The sequence below is a fragment of the Rossellomorea vietnamensis genome (assembly GCF_008180615.1).
Classification (GTDB): Bacteria; Bacillota; Bacilli; order Bacillales; family Bacillaceae_B; genus Rossellomorea; species Rossellomorea vietnamensis_D.
This window is the reverse complement of sequence record NZ_VTEH01000024.1, coordinates 21,901-40,418: the sequence shown is the minus strand read 5'-3', so window position 1 is coordinate 40,418 and position 18,518 is coordinate 21,901. Positions and strand designations below refer to the sequence as shown.

Genomic DNA, 18,518 nt, shown 5'->3' with positions numbered 1-18,518 from the left:
ATGAGAAGCATCTCCACTTCAAAGGCCCCTGCTGCAATAGGACCTTATTCTCAAGGAATCATTGTCAATAACTTGTTCTACAGTTCAGGGCAGATCCCTTTGACAGCTGAAGGTTCAATGATTGAAGGTTCTGTAGAGGACCAGACTCATCAAGTTTTTAAAAACCTGACAGCTGTATTGGAAGAGGCAGGAGCCTCTTTTGATACTGTAGTGAAGGCGACTGTATTTATAAAAGACATGAATGACTTCGGGGCGGTCAATGAAGTATACGGACAGTATTTCGATACCCATAAACCGGCAAGGTCCTGTGTGGAAGTAGCACGCCTTCCGAAAGATGCTCTGGTTGAAATTGAAGTAATTGCTCTTGTTAAATAAATCAATTCTTCCTAAAAAGCAGGTGATGCGTAATGGCATTGTCTGTTTTTTTATATTTTCTTTAAAAAAGTCAAATTTTTAATTCAGGTAATATTCCCTGTATATCAAGGGTTGAAACAACTTTTTAATGAAAAATTCTAAAAAAACGGAAATTTTTCAAAAAATTTTACAAATTAAGAAGGAATTGAGAAAATTTCGTTGAATATTTTAAGTAGATTTCATCTAGGGAAAAAGGTGGTGAACACAGTGGAAGTAACAGATGTGAGATTGCGCCGTGTGAATACCGATGGTCGAATGAGAGCCATTGCTTCCATAACACTGGACAATGAGTTTGTCGTACACGATATTCGTGTGATCGACGGTAATAATGGATTGTTTGTTGCAATGCCGAGCAAAAGGACTCCGGATGGAGAATTCCGTGATATCGCTCATCCTATCAATTCAGGTACCCGCGGAAAGATACAGGAAGCCGTTCTTACCGAATATCATCGTTTAGGTGAATTGGAAGAAGTGGAACTGGAAGAAGCAGGAAGTGCTTCTTAATAGAATATTACAGCAGGAGCCTACTTCAATAGTAAGGCTCTTTTTTTTCTCTCTTTATACTCCTTTCCCCGATAAAGATGGCATCCATGTTCCATTTTGGAATAATTCCTCATCGTCCACACCTCCTTTCGTTGTCAAATATGTGTATTTTAAAGAGATTCCTTGAATTATATAGGTTTTTAGGATATATTCGTAATGGAAAAAAGGATAATGGAGGGCCCTATATATATGACTAATAGATATGCAGTGATTCTAGCAGCAGGACAGGGAACCAGAATGAAATCCAAGCTATATAAAGTATTGCATCCGGTTTGTGATAAGCCGATGGTAGAACATGTCGTTGATCAAATCACGACACTTGATATAAATAAGACTGTTACAATCGTCGGCCACGGAGCTGAACTTGTCCAGACTCACCTTGAAGGAAAAAGTGAATTCGCATTGCAGGAAGAACAGCTCGGAACTGCCCACGCTGTCATGCAGGCGGAAGAGGTACTGAGCGGTCTTGAGGGTACTACCCTGGTAGTTTGCGGAGACACACCGCTTATTAAAGGTGAAACTATGGAAGCGCTTTTAAAGCATCACAGCGAATTGCAGGCTAAAGCCACCATTCTGACAGGGAAACCTGCAGATGCCACAGGCTATGGAAGGATCATCCGCAATGAGGAAGGCCTTGTGGAAAAGATTGTGGAACATAAGGACGCTTCAGAAGAAGAACGCCTTGTGAAGGAAATCAACACAGGAACTTACTGCTTCGATAACAAAGCTCTCTTTGAGGCATTGAAAAAGGTTTCTAATGACAACAGCCAGGGTGAATACTACCTGCCGGACGTCATTGAAATCCTGAAAGCGGAAGGTGAAGTCGTGAGTGCGTATCAAACTGATGACTTTGAAGAGACACTTGGTGTCAATGATCGTGTAGCTCTATCTCAGGCAGAGCAAATCATGAAGAAACGCATCAACGAAAAGCATATGCGGAACGGTGTCACTTTCGTTGATACAAACACGACATATATTGGTGCGGACGTTCAAATCGGCCGCGATACAGTCCTTCAGCCGGGCACAGTCATCAAAGGCAGCACAGTGATTGGTGAAGATAATGTCATTGGGCCTCATACGGAAATTAAAGACTGCACAATTGGAAACAATACAGTCATTAAGCAATCTGTAGCACATGACAGCGAAATTGGATCTCATGTGAATATCGGACCATACGCTCATATCCGCCCGCAGTCACAAGTAATGGATGAAGTGAAAATCGGTAACTTTGTCGAATTGAAAAAAGTGACCTTCGGAAAAGGCAGTAAAGCTTCCCATCTGAGCTATATAGGTGATGCTGAAGTGGGAGAGGACGTCAATATCGGCTGTGGATCCATCACGGTCAACTACGATGGAAAGAATAAACATCTGACAAAGATTGAAGACGGCGTTTTTGTCGGATGCAACTCAAACCTCGTTGCTCCTGTAAATATCGGAAAGGGCGCCTACGTCGCAGCCGGCTCTACGATTACACAAGATGTGCCGGGAGAATCTCTTTCAATTGCCAGAGCCCGTCAAGTGAATAAAGAGAACTACGTCAATAAATTAAATCTTAACAACAACTAATTTGGAGGTTGCCATGCCTAACAGTTACTCTAATTCTAAATTGAAGATCTTTTCTTTGAATTCAAATCCTGCGCTTGCTGAGGAAATCGCGAAAGAAGTGGGGATTCCGCTTGGTCAATGTACAGTAAAACAATTCAGTGACGGAGAAATCCAAATCAACATCGAAGAAAGTATCCGCGGCTGTGATGTTTTCGTCATCCAGTCGACCAGCGCCCCTGTTAACGAAAACCTGATGGAACTGCTCATCATGGTAGATGCCCTTAAGAGAGCCTCTGCCAAAACAATCAACATCGTCATGCCTTACTATGGGTACGCAAGACAGGACCGAAAAGCGCGTGCACGTGAGCCAATCACCGCAAAGCTTGTTGCAAACCTTTTAGAAACAGCTGGTGCTACGCGTGTCATCACTCTAGATCTTCATGCGCCGCAGATTCAAGGTTTCTTCGATATCCTGATCGACCATCTTATGGGTGTGCCGATCCTGGGCGATTACTTCCTGGAAAAAGGCTTCAAATCAGAGGATATTGTCATTGTGTCACCAGACCATGGCGGGGTGACGAGAGCCCGGAAGCTTGCTGAAAGGTTAAAAGCACCAATCGCCATCATCGATAAGCGCCGCCCGAAACCGAATGTTTCAGAGGTAATGAACATCGTCGGTAACATAGACGGCAAAATTGCGATTCTGATCGATGATATCATCGATACGGCTGGTACCATTACGCTAGGAGCAAATGCCCTTGTTGAGAACGGAGCAAAAGAAGTGTACGCATGCTGTACACACCCTGTTCTTTCAGGCCCTGCCATCGAAAGGATTCAAAACTCAAAAATCAAAGAATTAATTGTAACGAACTCCATTGACTTAGCTGAAGAAAAAATGATAGGCAAAATCAAACAGCTTTCTGTTGCTCCTCTAATCGGTGAAGCCATCATCCGTGTTTATGAGCAGCAATCAGTGAGTACTTTGTTTGATTGATCAATACCCGGCAAAATAGATATGGTAAATGTCCATATCAAATAGAATAGAATTAAGAAGCAGTGTGGATATTTACTACTAGTCCGCACTGCTTTTTCTTTTGCTCTGTGATTCTGAGAGCTTTCTTGAGAAACACCAGGGGGGTGGTTTTCCAGGGCGGGGTGTCCTTTAGAAAGAGCCCGAGTTACCCCACAGGGCACTGAAAATATACCGAATTTAATATCAAATTCTCTTTAGAAGAAAGAGTAAACTATCCTTCCTAAATCGGAAGAAGGTTGACCTTTTTATTTGAATCGATTGGACCCGTTAAATGGGTTGCTCTTTTTCTCCCATTAGCTTTAGAATCTTTTAGTGATTTTTGGAACATTCGCCAGCCGGGCCTGGATAGATACCGATTCAAGGATCTGGAATAGTGCCCAGCGGTACTGACCAGCCAGTTTCAGCACTTTGGCTGGCTAGTAATATAGTGGGAAAAATTCCCCTTATTTACTAAAAAACATGCAAAAAAAGCTGAAATAGCGGGAGAAATTCCCCTTATTTGACTTCAAACACTTGAAAATAGTGCAATTTCCTCAAATAAAGGGAAAAACTCCCTCTATTTACTCCATTATGAGCTTAGAAATTGCAATTAACGGGAAAAACTCCCCTTATTTTTACCGCTGAATACTAAATTAAGAAAATGAGAAGCCGCTTTCGCTATAAAGCCCGCTCCGCCGTGCGCCAGCCCAGTGGAGCCGTTCATCTTAAACGGAAACCACCAATATCCGCGAGAAAAAGGCAGAATCGTTCTTAGAAATGAATGATTCTGCCTTTTAGATTTTTATTGGACTTTTTCAGTGCCCACTTACCCCAAGTGCCTATTTTTCAGGGTTAGGTGTCCTTCAGAAAGAGTCCGAGTGACCCCAGCAGCCCAATTTTCAGGGTTAGGTATCCTTCAAAAAGAGTCCGAGTGACCCCGGCAGCCCGCTTTAACAGATCCACCTCGGCTAGTAAATACCATCAGCTGCCTGTGTAACAATCGCACTTCATCACTTCTGAAATTCTTTTACCGTAGGGAGCAAAAGCCCAAGAAATAAAGGTAATTTAAGAAGAACCTGTTTAATATTCCCTGCTTTAGGGTATTTTCTATAGAGAGACTATTATAGAAAACTGAGGAAGGGGTTTTATTCATGGCTGTACAATTGAAAGCTAGTGGCCGCACAGGCGACAAAAGATCTGATCTAACCAAACTTCGACATCAAGGGAGTATTCCTGCAGTAGTGTACGGATATAAAGTAGACAATACACCAATTTCCATCGATTCCATTGCATTTATTAAAACAATGAGAGAGGCTGGCCGAAACGGAATCATCTCTCTGGATATTGATGGAAAGAAACAAAATGTTGTCCTGAGTGACTATCAGCAGGACCATATTAAGGATGCTGTCATTCATGCAGATTTCCTTGCAGTCAACATGTCCACTGAAATGGATGCGGACGTGCGTGTAGAGCTTGTTGGCGAGTCAGCAGGCGTTAAGGACGGCGGAGTCCTGCAGCAGCCGCTTCATGATGTTTCCGTAACAGCAAAGCCATCAGATATCCCTGACAGCGTTCAGGTTGATATTTCTGAGCTTCAAGTCGGAGACACCATAACAGTGGGAGATATCAAAGGGAACTTTTCTTTCACAATCAATACGGAAGATGATATGACGATTGCCTCTGTCCTTGCGCCTCGCCAGGAGGAGGAAATCAGTTCTGGTGAAGAACAGGAACCAGGCACTCCTGATAATGAGGAAGGCCGTGAGACAGAAGCAAGCGGCGAGAGTGAAAGTAAAGAAGAATAGAATAATTTTTCAGGCGCAGCCTTTTGCGGGTTGCGTCTTTTATCGTTTATAATTATGGTATTGATAGTGCAGGAAAATGAGGTGGAACTATGAAATTGATTGTTGGACTTGGAAATCCGGGATCGCAATATGACCGGACCAGGCATAATATAGGGTTTGAAATTATAGATGAACTGGCAAAGAAATTCGGCAGCCCCTTGAATCAATCGAAATTCAAAGGGGTCTATACTAGTGTCCATCATAAAGGGGAAAAGGTCATATTACTTAAACCTCTTACATATATGAACTTATCAGGAGAAAGCGTTGTTCCTTTGATGGATTACTTCGATATTGAAGAAGAGGACCTGCTGGTGATCTATGATGATCTCGATTTGCCCGTAGGAAAAATCAGGCTTCGCCAAAAAGGAAGTCCCGGGGGCCATAATGGAATGAAATCCATCATCGGTCATTTGGGAACCCAGCAATTTAACCGGATAAGAGTGGGCATTGATCGTCCTCCGAGCGGCATGAAAGTTCCTGATTATGTTTTAGGGAAATTCTCGCCTGAAGAGTGGGAAACCATGCAGGATGTCATTGCTTCCAGCACGGCTGCTTGTGAAGAGTGGCTCGAAAAGCCTTTCCTTGAAGTCATGAATAAGTTTAACTGAACCGGCTTCTGTATAACTCCTGCCTAACACGTTCATAATAAGGATAATAGTGTTATTGAAGGAGGAAGGATATGGCGATTCATTACCACTGCCGTCATTGCGGGTACAAAGTGGGGAGCTTGAATCAGGTTTCCGTGCACTCAGAGCAGGTCGGCCTGCATAAACTTTCTGATGAGGACCGCTTGGATATGGTATCATATGAACAAAATGGGGATATCCATATCAAGACGATTTGCGAGGACTGCCAGGAATCACTTAACCGCAATCCGGAGTACCATCAATCAGATTATCTGATCCATTAAGGGGCTTTGGTCTTGACCAAAGCATTTTTCTGTTGCGATGGACAGGTTTATAACCAAAAGGGGCGGTTTCCGTCGTTTCTTTTATAGGTTGATCGTTTTTTGATAGACTATCAGCTGAAACAGATTAATTTTCACAAAATCCCTGCGATGAAGCGGGATTATCTTGATTCTTAGGAAATCACATCAACTTCAGTTGATAACTTATAGGTATGTTAGCCGCGTCTAGCCCCTCGGGGTCAAATAATCCAAAGAGAATAAAAGGAAAAACCGCCTTTTTTTCTCTTTGGAACATTTGCCTGTCGGGGCTGATCAAGGCGCTTGCGCTTTTGTTCCGTCAAGCTGCAGCGCCTAGCCCCTCGGGGTCAAATAACCTCTAGAGAATAAAAGGAAAAACCGCCTTTTTTTCTCTAGAGAACATTTGCCTGTCGGAGCTAACCAAGGCGCTTGCGCTTTTGTTCCGTCTAGCTGCAGCGCCTAGCTCCTCGGGGTCAAATAACCTCTAGAGAATAAAAGGAAAAACCGCCTTTTTTTCTCTAGAGAACATTTGCCTGTCGGAGCTGACCAAGGCGCTTACGCTTCTGTTCATAAATAGAAAAGAAAATAGAGAGGAGGACTACTCCCTTGAAAAATATCTTACACTTCATTGGACAAAATGAAGAATTGCAGGCTCTTGCTGCCGGTGTGGAAGAGGGGCTGGAGGAGCAGCTTGTTGCGGGATTATCAGGTTCCTCAAGAAGCGTGTTCATGGCATCGATGTTTCGTAAGACAGGGAAGCCTGCGATTGTTCTTACCCACAATCTTCTGCAGGCACAAAAAATATATGACGATCTTCTTCAATTCCTTCCTGATGAAGAAGTGTTTCTATATCCGGCGAATGAGCTGATTGCGGCCGAACTCAGTGTAGCCAGTCCTGAACTGAAGTCACAGAGAATAGAAGTTCTGAATAAGCTGGCGCTGGGAAAAAGCGGAGTATTTGTGGTACCGGCAGCAGGTTTAAGGAAAATCCTGCCGCCCAAATCATTATGGAAATCCTTGCAGCTGTCCTTTACGCTCGGAGAAGACATCGATCTGGACAATCTTTTGGATCAACTATTATTAATGGGTTACCAGCGGAATGAAATGGTGGGTACACCGGGGGAATTCAGTTTGCGCGGAGGGATTCTTGATATTTTTCCTCACACATTGGAGACACCTGTACGGATCGAATTGTTCGATACAGAAATTGATTCCATTCGGTCTTTCTCATTGGAAGATCAAAGATCCATTGAAAAGCTGAAGGAAGTTCATATTGGCCCTGCTTCAGAAACGATTATGAAGAGTGAACATCTGGAGAATATTATCGGGCGCCTGGAAACAGGACTATCCAAGAGCTTGAAAAAGATCAAAACTGACCAGGTGAAAGAACGGCTCACCCAAAATACCGGATATGAATTGGAACAGCTGAGAAACGGCCAAAAACCTCAAGCGATTTATAAATATCTATCATATGCCTATGATGAAGCTGCTAGCTTGCTAGATTACCTTCCTGAAGGCGCGATGTTCTTCCTGGATGAATTGGGAAGAGTGCAGGAAATGGGAGAATCATTGGAAAAAGAAGAAGCAGACTGGTATACATCTCTTTTACAAAATGGGGAAATTGTCCATGATGTCCCTGTCTCTCATAACCTTTCAAAGCTGCTGGTCCAAACCAGTTTGCCGAAGGTCTATTTCTCATTGTTCCTGAGGCATGTTCCCAATACCAGTCCGCAGAACATATTTAATCTTTCAAGCAAGCCGATGCAGAGTTTTCATGGCCAGATGAATGTTTTAAAAGCGGAATTGGATCGATGGAAGAAGGGGAATTTCACTATCATCCTATTAGGACCTGATGAAGATCGGAAGAAGAAGCTTCAAAGGGTATTGAATGACTATGATATTGAAGTAGCGGTGACAGCGGATAATGAGAAGCTTTTGATCGGGCAGGCTCAAATCATGAGCGGACATCTTACAAACGGCTTCGAACTTCCGATGATGAAAATAGCCGTTCTAACTGAAGAAGAGCTTTTTAACAAGAAGACAAAAAAAGCTCCCCGGAAACAAAAGCTCTCCAATGCGGAGAGAATCAAGAGCTATTCCGAATTAAAAATCGGCGACCATGTTGTCCATGTTAATCACGGGATCGGTAAATACCTCGGTATAGAAACTCTGGAAATCAATGGAGTTCATAAAGATTATCTGCATATTAAGTACCAGGGTACTGACAAGCTGTACGTACCGGTAGAACAGTTCGATCTAGTTCAAAAATATGTGGCTTCTGAAAGCAAGGAGCCAAAGCTATATAAACTTGGCGGTTCTGAATGGAAGAAGGTCAAGAATAAGGTTCAATCTTCTGTACAGGATATCGCCGATGATCTCATTAAGCTTTATGCAGAAAGAGAAGCTTCCAAAGGGTATGCTTTCTCTCCTGATGGAGATATGCAAAGGGAATTTGAAACTTCCTTCCCTTATCAGGAGACAGAGGATCAGATTCGTTCAATTCAAGAAATCAAGAAGGATATGGAAAGAGAAAGGCCGATGGACCGCCTGCTTTGCGGAGATGTGGGTTACGGTAAAACTGAAGTGGCCATCAGGGCAGCATTTAAAGCGGTGGTGGATGGAAAGCAAGTCGCATTGTTAGTGCCGACAACCATCCTGGCACAGCAGCATTTCGAAACAATGAAAGAAAGGTTTCAGGATTTCGGACTCGAAGTCGGTCTGTTGAGCCGCTTCCGCACGAAGAAGCAGCAAACGGAAACAATTAAAGGAATCAAAGCGGGAACAGTTGACGTGGTAATAGGGACGCACAGAATCCTTTCAAAGGATATTGAATATCGTGACCTTGGCCTGCTGATCATTGATGAAGAACAAAGGTTTGGCGTCACTCATAAGGAAAAGATCAAGCAGTTGAAAACCAATGTCGATGTTCTTACTTTAACAGCGACACCTATACCTAGAACCCTTCATATGTCGATGCTTGGTGTCAGGGATTTATCTGTCATTGAAACCCCGCCGGAAAACCGGTTCCCGGTACAGACCTATGTGATGGAATATAACGGGGCCCTGATCAAAGAAGCAATCGAAAGGGAACTTGCGAGGGATGGACAGGTCTATTTCCTTTATAACCGCGTAGAAGATATTGAACGGAAGGCCGAAGAGATTTCCATGCTTGTGCCCGATGCAAGAGTCGCTTTCGCTCATGGAAAAATGAACGAAAATGAACTGGAATCGATCATCCTCAGCTTTCTTGATGGAGAGTATGATGTTCTCGTAACCACTACCATCATTGAAACGGGCGTAGATATCCCGAATGTTAATACACTTATTGTGTATGATGCAGACCGAATGGGACTCTCCCAATTGTATCAATTAAGAGGAAGGGTAGGCCGTTCGAACAGGGTCGCCTATTCTTACTTCACTTACCGAAAAGATAAAGTACTGACAGAGGTTGCGGAGAAAAGACTTCAGTCCATCAAAGAATTCACTGAGCTTGGCTCCGGTTTCAAAATTGCAATGCGCGACTTGACTATCCGGGGAGCAGGCAATATTTTAGGTGCCCAGCAGCACGGGTTCATTGATTCTGTCGGTTTTGATCTCTATTCACAAATGCTGAAAGAGGCCATTGAAGAAAGAAAGGAAGATCTTCCGAAAGAAAAGGTATATTCTTTCGAGGTGGACATAGAAGTGGATGCCTATATTCCGGATACTTATATCCAGGATGGACATCAGAAGATCGAAATGTATAAACGCTTCCGTTCTGTTTCAACCCTAAAAGAAACAGCTGAACTGCAGGATGAAATGCTTGACCGCTTTGGAGAGTATCCCGAAGAAACAGCGTATCTGTTCCAAATAGCTGAAATGAAGGTCTATGCACGCCAGGCAAAGCTGGAGAGCATCAAACAGAACAAAAAAGAAGTATCCATTTATATGTCTCCTGAAGGGACACAGGAAATTGATGGCAGCAAGGTCTTTGATATCTGCAACAAACATGGCCGCGCCGTCGGACTTGGAATGGAAGAGCAAAAACTAAAAATCACCATCAATACAAATAGAATGAAAACGTCACAATGGTTCAATATTGCATACGATATCGTCAAAAACATACACCTGGCAAGGAAGGATGCAGAAGTTCATTCTTCATAAGCAAAAAGCCCGCCCGTCATTCGATGAGAGCACTGAAAATATACCGAAACTAATATCAAATTTTCTTTAGCAAAGAAAGAGTCAACTATACTTCCTTAAATCGGAAGAAGGTTGACTTTTTTCTTTGAATCCATTGGATAGGTTGCTCTTTTTACCCCATTAGCTTTAGGTCTTTTAATGTTTTTGGGAACATTCGCCAGCCGGGCCTGGATAGATACCGATTCAAGGATCTGGAATAGTGACCAGCGGTAATGACCAGCCAATTTCAGCACTTTGGCTAGTAATATAGAGGGAAAAATTCCCCTTATTTACTAAAAAGCATATAAAAAGAGCTTAAATAACGGGAGGAATTCCCCTTATTTGACATCAAACACTAGAAAATAGGTGCAATTTCTTCGAATAAGGGGAAAAATTCCCTCTATTTACTCCAATATGAGCTTAGAAATTGCAATTAACGGGAAAAACTCCCCTTATTTTTACCGCTGAATACTTAATTAAGAAAATGAGAAGCCGCTTTTGCTATAAAGCCCACTCCACCGTGCGCCAGCCCAGTGGAGCCGCTCATCCTAAACGGAAACCAATAATACCTACGAGAAAAAGGCAGAATTATTCTTAGAAATGAACGATTCTGCCTTTTAGATTTTTATTGGACTTTTTCAGTGCCCACTCATTCGATTGGCGGGCTTTTGTACTTTTAAAAAAGGGACTGTACCTCTACGCGCGGGGCGCCGGATAACTATTGAAGAATAATTAAAAGTTAGGTGAAGGAATGAAACTTAAAGAGAAGAAGCAAGAGATTTAAAGGGCTTTGCATGAACTGTAACTTAAATGTAATAAGCTATTCTTGTTTAATTTAGGATTGTCAGGGTATTTAATTTAATGCAGCTGCCGTTTTGGTAAAATAAACCTTAACTAGAACAAAAACGTAATTACAGAAAAAATAGTGGTTAGTGTATAGAAGTTTCCTCTTGAAGGATACTAAAGTCAACTTTGGTAATGAATATCCAACAGTAATTACCGAAAAAAATCATCTGATGGAAAGTGAGGCAACTATAGATGAAAGCAACTGGTATTGTTCGTCGTATTGATGATTTAGGTCGTGTCGTTATTCCAAAGGAAATCCGCAGGACTCTAAGAATTCGCGAAGGTGATCCCTTGGAAATTTTCGTTGATAGAGACGGCGAGGTCATCTTGAAGAAATACTCACCAATCAGTGAGTTAAGTGATTTTGCAAAAGAATATGCGGAAGCATTGTATGACAGCCTTGGCAGTTCCGTCCTTATCTCGGACAGGGACGCGGTGATTACCATCGCAGGCGGCTCTAAAAAAGAGTATTTAAATAAAAATATCAGCGATCTTCTTGAAAAACAAATGGGAGAACGCAATTCGTTACTTCACACCCAACAAGGGAAAATCGAGTTTGTGGAAGGTGTTGAGGAGGAAGTTTCTTCTTACACAATCGCACCCATCATCGCTAACGGTGATCCGATCGGTTCAGTGACGATCTTCTCGAAGGATAAAACAATTGGTGAAGTTGAGCAAAAGGCAGTAGAAACGGCAGCTGGCTTTTTAGCAAGACAAATGGAATCATAGTATCAGGAGCGGTGAATACCGCTTCTTTTTTTTGTTTAGAAGAGTATAAAATTCATCTTTATACATAACTTTAGCTATGAAATCTACGTCCAGCTTCAGCGCCTAGCCCCTCGGGGTCAAATAACCCTCAGAGAATAAAAGGGAAGAGCGCCTTTTATTCTCTGAGGAACATTTGCCTGTCGGGGCTGATCGAGGCGCTTCCGCTTTTGAGAGTGCCCGCAATGAAAGATAAAGGGTGTTTTGTGTTATAATACAGTACAATAATTCGCAATTAGGAAGGCAGGAAACAGCTGTTGCCTTATAAAAATACATCTGCAAAATTGATGAAGGGAACCCTTGTCCTGACGGCGGCAGCATTGATTACGAAAATTCTCAGCGCCGTCTACCGGGTTCCATTCCAGAATATCGTCGGCGACATTGGTTTTTATATTTATCAGCAGGTCTATCCTTTTTATGGGATTGCCCTTGCTCTATCTACATATGGATTTCCGGTTATCATATCAAAAATGATTGCGGAGCGGCAGGAAGAACAGAACGAACAAGAGGTTCAGGCTGTTCTGCGTTCTTCCTTTCTTTTTTTGGCTGTGACCGGTATGATCTGGTTTCTGCTGATTTACTTCGGCGCAGGATCCATTGCATCCCTGATGGGTGATCCTCAGCTGAAGGAGCTAATTCAATTAATCAGTGTCACCTTTTTGCTTCTTCCGTTCATATCCGGCCTCAGGGGCTTTTACCAGGGTAAAGGCGATATGATTCCCACTGCCTATTCCCAGGTGGGAGAACAGTTCATCAGGGTTGCCACGATCCTTGTGTTCTCAGCTGTCCTGGTCGCGAACGGTTATTCCCTGTATATGGCCGGTGCCGGGGCGCTGTTTGGTTCCATAACGGGAGGGTTGGTCTGCATCTTCATCCTGATTACATTTGTCTGGAGGGACCGAAGCCATCTTCCCCTCTCTTTCGTCAGCTTGCGGGGAATCAATCACAAAGAGATTTGGACCAGGCTTTTAAAGCATGGGACTGCAATATGTATCAGCGGTATGCTGCTTGTCCTGCTTCAGTTGATAGATGCCTTGAATGTATACTCTCTTTTAGTACAATCAGGTATATCTCAGGAAGAGTCTAAACAGTTGAAAGGAATTTATGACAGAGGACAGCCCTTCATCCAGCTGGGCACGGTCGTCAGTACCTCCCTTTCTTTAACACTGGTTCCTCTCATCACATCGGCGTTCCGTAAAGGGGAGAGTGCCGAAATGAATAACAAAATCAGGCTGGCCTTAAAAATAGGCAGCCTTGCAGGTTTTGCTGCTTCTCTTGGTTTAATCAATATTATCGAACCCACCAATACTATGCTGTTTCAAAACAGCCTTGGTTCAGATGTGATTGCGGTCTTTTGCTTGTCAATTCTTTTCAGTTCCATTATCTTAACGATTTCAGGCATTCTGCAGGGGCTCGAACTGATTTATTTTCCTGCCATCACCATTCTGGGCGGATTAGTGATTAAATACTTTTTAAATATTTTGCTTGTCACTCAGTACGGTACAATGGGGTCCTCGATCTCGACAGTCATCGCTTTAGGGATGATAACCGCGATTTTAATTTTTCGTTTAAAAAAACAATTCCACGCATCGTTCTTGAAACCGCACTTTTATTTTGTGACAGGTTTCGCAGGAATGGTTATGACCGTGGTGCTGCAAGTATATTCATATCTATATTCGGCACTCATAGAGAATCCATCCCGTATAATGGCTGCGGCAGAATCCCTTTCCAGTGCGGCCATTGGCGCTGCCGTATTTATCCTGATAATTTTAAAAGGAAGCATCTTTTCTCCGGAAGAACTCGGGCAGCTGCCCGGAGGAGATAAATTAAGCTCCATCTCTGAACGTTTTAAATAGGCATGCAGTTTAGGGCAGTAACACAGGCGGCGATTGCGCTTCAGTAGATCTGGTGTGAAAGTCTATTATTCTTATTGCGGTTTCAATCTAAAAAAATAAATAAAATAATAGGAGGTACAGCATGAATAAAATTATGGTAGCCGGCCTGGGAGCAGGGGAACTCGATCAGCTGCCCCTTGGTGTTTACAAGCAGCTCAAAGGGGAACGGACAACTTTTCTCCGCACGGAACATCACCCGGTGGTATCCGAGCTGAAAGAAGAAGGTTTTGTTTATCAATCCTTTGATTACATATATGAAAAGCATGACAGCTTTGAAAAGGTTTATATTGAAATAGTCGATGTGCTGAAAGCAGAAGCGCAAAAAGGCGAGATTCTATATGGAGTGCCCGGGCACCCCCTGGTGGCAGAAAAGACTGTCCAGCTGCTGATCGAAGCGTCGGAACGGGAAGGATTTGAACTTGAAATCATCGGCGGACAAAGCTTCCTTGATCCCTTGTTTGCAGCTGTAAAAGCAGATCCGATAGAAGGATTTCAGCTCCTGGATGGAACCGATTTACATCTTGAGGATATCAAGATGGATCAGCATTTAATTATTGGACAGGTTTATGATGCCTTCACAGCTTCTGATGTAAAACTGACCTTAATGGAGTTATATCCTTATGATTACAGTGTGACCATCGTGACAGCGGCAGGAACGAAAGGAGAGCTTGTGAAAACAATCCCTCTTGTGGAACTGGATCGTGAAGTGCAATTGAACAACTTGACGAGTTTATACGTGCCGCCTGCAGCGGAAATGGATACAAGATATAAGCAGTTTTCAACGTTCAGGCAGATTATTGCGAGATTGCGCGGACCAGGGGGTTGTCCTTGGGATATTGAACAGACCCACCACTCGCTGAAGAAATATTTAATAGAAGAAACGTATGAACTGCTGGAGGCAATAGAGGAAGAAGATATCGATCACATGGTTGAAGAGCTGGGAGATGTTCTTCTTCAGATCATGCTTCATGCCCAAATCGGTGAAGATGAAGGGATGTTTACCATTAATGAGGTAATCGGAACAGTCTCGGAAAAAATGGTCCGCCGCCATCCTCATGTATTTGGTGATATATCAGTGGAGAATACAGATGATGTAAAAGCCAATTGGGAGACCATCAAAAAAGCTGAAAAAGGCGGGACGGAGACGGAAAAACCACTTTTAAGTGATATTGCCAAAGGTTATCCATCTTTGATGAAAGCCTATGAGTACCAGAAAAAAGCAGCCAAAGCCGGCTTTGATTGGGAACTATCGGACGGGGCATGGGAGAAAGTCTATGAAGAAATAGAGGAATTCCGTGACGAGGCAGCGAAAGGAGATAAACACGCCCAAATCAGCGAATTCGGCGACCTTTTGTTTTCGCTTATCAATATAGCCCGCTTCTATAAAATTCATCCCGAAGAGGCTCTGGCTAAAGCCAATATGAAATTTTTCAACCGTTTTGCCTATGTAGAACAGAAGGTGAAGGAAAGCGGGAAGGGCTTCGCTGATTTTTCATTGGACGAACTCGATGGGTTCTGGAATGAAGCGAAAGAGAGAGGAATCAGTTAAATAATTATTATCATTTGTGGAATCGCCCTGGAAACTCCGACTGGCAGATGTTCTGAAGAGCAAAAAGCTCATTTTATAGTGGCTGCAGCTCTTCATTAAGAGTTGGCTTTAGCGGAGAAAATATTAAGCCAGCAAGACAAATTAAAGGAGAGATAATAGATGGTAACAATGCGTTTAGATAAGTATTTAAAAGTATCCCGTTTAATCAAAAGAAGAACATTAGCTAAGGAAGTGGCGGACAAAGGCAGGATCACCATAAACGGACTGCAAGCGAAAGCAAGTTCCAATGTCAAAGTAGGGGATGAGTTGAAAGTCCGCTTCGGTCAGAAAGTAGTTACAGCTACAGTGGACCGCCTGCAAGAGTCGACCCGCAAAGAAGACGCGGGCACGATGTATACTATTATCAGCGAAGAACGATTATCTGAAGGACCCGAAGAGTAAGTTGACAGCTTGTTCTATTTTCCTCCCACCCGCATACATATAGTTACAAAGCCTGTACTTTGTGAATGTGGGGGATGAAAATGAATCAGTATCAGGAAAGCGGGAATAACAAAGGAACGATGCAGGAGCATGATGTCATGATGAGAGGCAGACGCCTTTTGGACATCACAGGAGTCAAGCAGGTGGAAAGCTTCGATAATGAGGAATTTCTGCTTGAGACGGTTATGGGATTTCTCTCGATCAGGGGACAGAATCTGCAAATGAAGAATCTGGATGTCGATAAAGGGATTGTATCAATCAAAGGCAAGGTGTTTGATATCGTTTATTTAGACGAACAAAGCGGAGAAAAAGCTAAAGGGCTCTTTAGCAAGCTGTTCCGATGACACTCTCAGTACAATTCTACACCATGCTGGCCATGGTCGGCATGGGTAGTATTTTCGGAGCTGCCCTTGATACGTATAATCGTTTTTTAAACAGAAACGAAAGAAAACGCTGGCTTGTTTTCCTGAACGATGTATTGTTTTGGATTGTGCAGGCCCTTTTTATTTTCTACATCCTGTTTTCAGTGAATTTTGGCGAAGTGAGATTTTATATATTCATTGCGCTGCTATGTGGATTTGCTGGCTATCAGGCTCTTCTGAAGACCATGTACAAGACCATGCTGGAAAGGATCATCCAAGCCTTTATTTCTCTTTATAGATTCATAGTGAAAATGGTAACGAATCTGGTTTACTCGCCTGTCAAGTGGCTGGTGGTCCTGTTATTTTCAATCATCTTAGGGATTGCCAAGGGGACATGGGCTGTATTCGGTTTCTTGAGCAAAGCAATTATTTCCATCTTGAAAATTGTGTTTGCTCCTCTCCTCTGGGTGGTAAAAATTATTTCAAGCCTTTTCCCGAAAAATATTAAAAAATTAGTCGAGAAGTTATATAATAAATTAGCAGGATATTTATTTCCATTTGGTAAAGTTATAAGTACAAAGCTGAAAAAATGGCTTAAGAGATAAAGGAGGTGCAAGAGATGAGCCGGGAACGAAATATCCGTTCAATGGAAAATGCTTATGTACGACAGCAGGAACATAAAAAGAAAGTCAGTCACCATAGAAAAAAGAGGCTTTTTCGCCGCTTGGCCCTGTTATTTATCCTCGCCCTGACGATAAGCGGTTTTCTCGTTTCGACCCTCATCTCACGCGCTTCCGTCCTAGAAGAGAAGGAAACACAAAAGGCACAGCTGGAAGCCAGGCTGGAAAAGCTTGAAAGGCAGCAGGCAATCCTCGAAGAAGAAATCATCAAGCTGAACGATGACGAGTACATTGCCAAATTGGCCAGAAGAGATTACTTTCTCTCAGACGAAGGCGAAATTATTTTTAATATTCCGGAGCCGGAAGCGAAAAAAGAAGAAGAAGAGTCGTCGCATTGACACTCTTTTTTTTAATTGGCTATAATATATAGTAAGCTTTATTTTTTAATTATTCTAAGGAGGAGCATTCTTTTTATGTCAATTGAAGTAGGCAGCAAGGTTCAGGGTAAGGTAACAGGGATTACAAATTTCGGAGCGTTTGTAGAATTGCCGGAAGGTGCAACAGGTCTTGTCCACATCAGCGAAGTTGCCGACAATTATGTAAAGGATATTAATGAGCATCTTAAAGTCGGTGAAGAAGTGACAGTGAAAGTCATGAATGTTGAAAAAGACGGTAAGATCGGTTTATCCATCCGGAAGGCAAAAGACCAGCCGGAACGCCCCCAGCGCCCGCAGCGTCCTCAGCGTCCACGCAGCAACAAACCGAATGACATTCGCCCGAAAGAAAATTTCGAGCAGAAGATGGCGCGCTTCTTAAAGGATAGCGAAGATCGTTTAACTTCATTAAAGCGCCATACAGAATCAAAACGCGGCGGCAGAGGAGCAAAAAGAGGATAACTTGCTGTCTATTTATATATAGCAGGTTTATAGAGGGTTCTGAGTGAGAACCACTAGTAAGAAGGCTGTTTTCGCATGCATTGTTGCTTTCGGAAGAATCCCATGAGCCGGATTTTTCCCCGGATACCTAGGATTCTCTTTCTATTTGGAAATAGCAGCTCTTTTCTTTTCATGTAGACTAGGTTTTTTCGGAAATTAGTATCATATAGCAGCAAATTTACGAAAAGAGCCATTAAAAAACAACTGACTGCCTTTCATCCCTGGAAAGCGGTCGGTTGTTTTTTTGTTTGATTAGATTGCAGTGTGACTTGGGGAATTTACGGGCAGCATCGATTTGGCAGAAACTGAATCAGTGCAGTCAGTTTGAGCAGCGGACAAACAAAAAAACACGACAGAATTCTGTCGTGTTTTTCACTATGACCCATACGGGATTCGAACCCGTGTTACCGCCGTGAAAGGGCGGTGTCTTAACCGCTTGACCAATGGGCCGGTATAATATGGTAGCGGCGGAGGGGATCGAACCCCCGACCTCACGGGTATGAACCGTACGCTCTAGCCAGCTGAGCTACACCGCCATATTAATAAAATGTTTTGAGACACAAGTAATATAATACATAGAACTAAAAATATTGTCAACAGATTTTTCGAGAAAAATGTCAGT

16 protein-coding genes and 2 tRNA genes are annotated in these 18,518 nt (G+C 42.9%); 16 read left to right on the top strand and 2 right to left on the bottom strand.

Annotated features, from left to right (window positions below; all coding sequences use genetic code 11):
• The 16 genes from ridA to FZC79_RS20980 all read left to right on the top strand — a co-directional run bounded on the left by ridA (nt 1) and on the right by FZC79_RS20980 (nt 17,857).
• A complete protein-coding gene (gene ridA, locus FZC79_RS21060; protein ID WP_148948637.1) occupies nt 1–375 on the top strand; it encodes a 2-iminobutanoate/2-iminopropanoate deaminase in 375 nt (124 codons plus the stop codon).
• A gap of 246 nt (nt 376–621) precedes the next feature.
• Complete coding sequence (gene spoVG, locus FZC79_RS21055; RefSeq protein WP_113928178.1) at nt 622–918, top strand: septation regulator SpoVG; 297 nt, start codon at nt 622–624, stop codon at nt 916–918.
• Between the two features lie 228 nt (nt 919–1,146).
• The gene (gene glmU, locus FZC79_RS21050; RefSeq protein WP_148948636.1) at nt 1,147–2,523 is read left to right on the top strand and encodes a bifunctional UDP-N-acetylglucosamine diphosphorylase/glucosamine-1-phosphate N-acetyltransferase GlmU; all 1,377 of its coding nucleotides are present in this window, start codon (nt 1,147–1,149) and stop codon (nt 2,521–2,523) included.
• A gap of 13 nt (nt 2,524–2,536) precedes the next feature.
• A complete protein-coding gene (locus tag FZC79_RS21045; protein WP_148948635.1) occupies nt 2,537–3,496 on the top strand; it encodes a ribose-phosphate diphosphokinase in 960 nt (319 codons plus the stop codon).
• Between the two features lie 1,169 nt (nt 3,497–4,665).
• Nucleotides 4,666–5,319 (top strand): 50S ribosomal protein L25/general stress protein Ctc, encoded by a 654-nt coding sequence (locus FZC79_RS21040; protein WP_148948634.1) that lies wholly within the window; start codon nt 4,666–4,668, stop codon nt 5,317–5,319.
• A gap of 89 nt (nt 5,320–5,408) precedes the next feature.
• A complete protein-coding gene (gene pth, locus FZC79_RS21035) occupies nt 5,409–5,966 on the top strand; it encodes an aminoacyl-tRNA hydrolase (protein ID WP_148948633.1) in 558 nt (185 codons plus the stop codon).
• 71 nt (nt 5,967–6,037) lie between these two features.
• Nucleotides 6,038–6,268 carry an anti-sigma-F factor Fin family protein gene (locus FZC79_RS21030; protein WP_148948632.1) on the top strand — a complete coding sequence of 77 codons (231 nt, stop codon included), beginning with the start codon at nt 6,038–6,040 and terminating at the stop codon, nt 6,266–6,268.
• A gap of 621 nt (nt 6,269–6,889) precedes the next feature.
• Nucleotides 6,890–10,426: a transcription-repair coupling factor gene (gene mfd, locus FZC79_RS21020; protein ID WP_148948631.1), complete on the top strand. Its 3,537-nt coding sequence runs from the start codon at nt 6,890–6,892 to the stop codon at nt 10,424–10,426.
• 1,056 nt (nt 10,427–11,482) lie between these two features.
• Complete coding sequence (spoVT, locus tag FZC79_RS21015; protein WP_148948630.1) at nt 11,483–12,019, top strand: stage V sporulation protein T; 537 nt, start codon at nt 11,483–11,485, stop codon at nt 12,017–12,019.
• A gap of 293 nt (nt 12,020–12,312) precedes the next feature.
• Entirely contained in the window at nt 12,313–13,911 is a 1,599-nt protein-coding gene (locus tag FZC79_RS21010; RefSeq protein WP_252183425.1) for a putative polysaccharide biosynthesis protein, read from the top strand.
• Nucleotides 13,912–14,032: 121 nt separating this feature from the next.
• A complete protein-coding gene (gene mazG, locus FZC79_RS21005; protein WP_148948629.1) occupies nt 14,033–15,499 on the top strand; it encodes a nucleoside triphosphate pyrophosphohydrolase in 1,467 nt (488 codons plus the stop codon).
• Nucleotides 15,500–15,667: 168 nt separating this feature from the next.
• Nucleotides 15,668–15,940 carry an RNA-binding S4 domain-containing protein gene (locus FZC79_RS21000; RefSeq protein ID WP_187442916.1) on the top strand — a complete coding sequence of 91 codons (273 nt, stop codon included), beginning with the start codon at nt 15,668–15,670 and terminating at the stop codon, nt 15,938–15,940.
• 80 nt (nt 15,941–16,020) lie between these two features.
• A complete protein-coding gene (gene yabP, locus FZC79_RS20995) occupies nt 16,021–16,323 on the top strand; it encodes a sporulation protein YabP (RefSeq protein ID WP_113928187.1) in 303 nt (100 codons plus the stop codon).
• Nucleotides 16,320–16,946 (top strand): spore cortex biosynthesis protein YabQ, encoded by a 627-nt coding sequence (gene yabQ / locus FZC79_RS20990; RefSeq protein ID WP_148948627.1) that lies wholly within the window; start codon nt 16,320–16,322, stop codon nt 16,944–16,946. The genes yabP and yabQ overlap by 4 nt, the downstream gene beginning before the upstream one ends.
• A gap of 14 nt (nt 16,947–16,960) precedes the next feature.
• Nucleotides 16,961–17,359, top strand: coding sequence for an FtsB family cell division protein (locus FZC79_RS20985; protein WP_148948626.1), 399 nt, complete (start codon nt 16,961–16,963; stop codon nt 17,357–17,359).
• A gap of 75 nt (nt 17,360–17,434) precedes the next feature.
• A complete protein-coding gene (locus FZC79_RS20980) occupies nt 17,435–17,857 on the top strand; it encodes a S1 domain-containing RNA-binding protein (protein ID WP_148948625.1) in 423 nt (140 codons plus the stop codon).
• Between the two features lie 417 nt (nt 17,858–18,274).
• Here FZC79_RS20980 and FZC79_RS20975 read toward each other — a convergent pair.
• Both FZC79_RS20975 and FZC79_RS20970 read right to left on the bottom strand, forming a co-directional pair.
• Nucleotides 18,275–18,346, bottom strand: a tRNA-Glu gene (locus FZC79_RS20975).
• Between the two features lie 9 nt (nt 18,347–18,355).
• A tRNA-Met gene (locus tag FZC79_RS20970) sits at nt 18,356–18,432 on the bottom strand.
• Nucleotides 18,433–18,518: the final 86 nt, after the last annotated feature.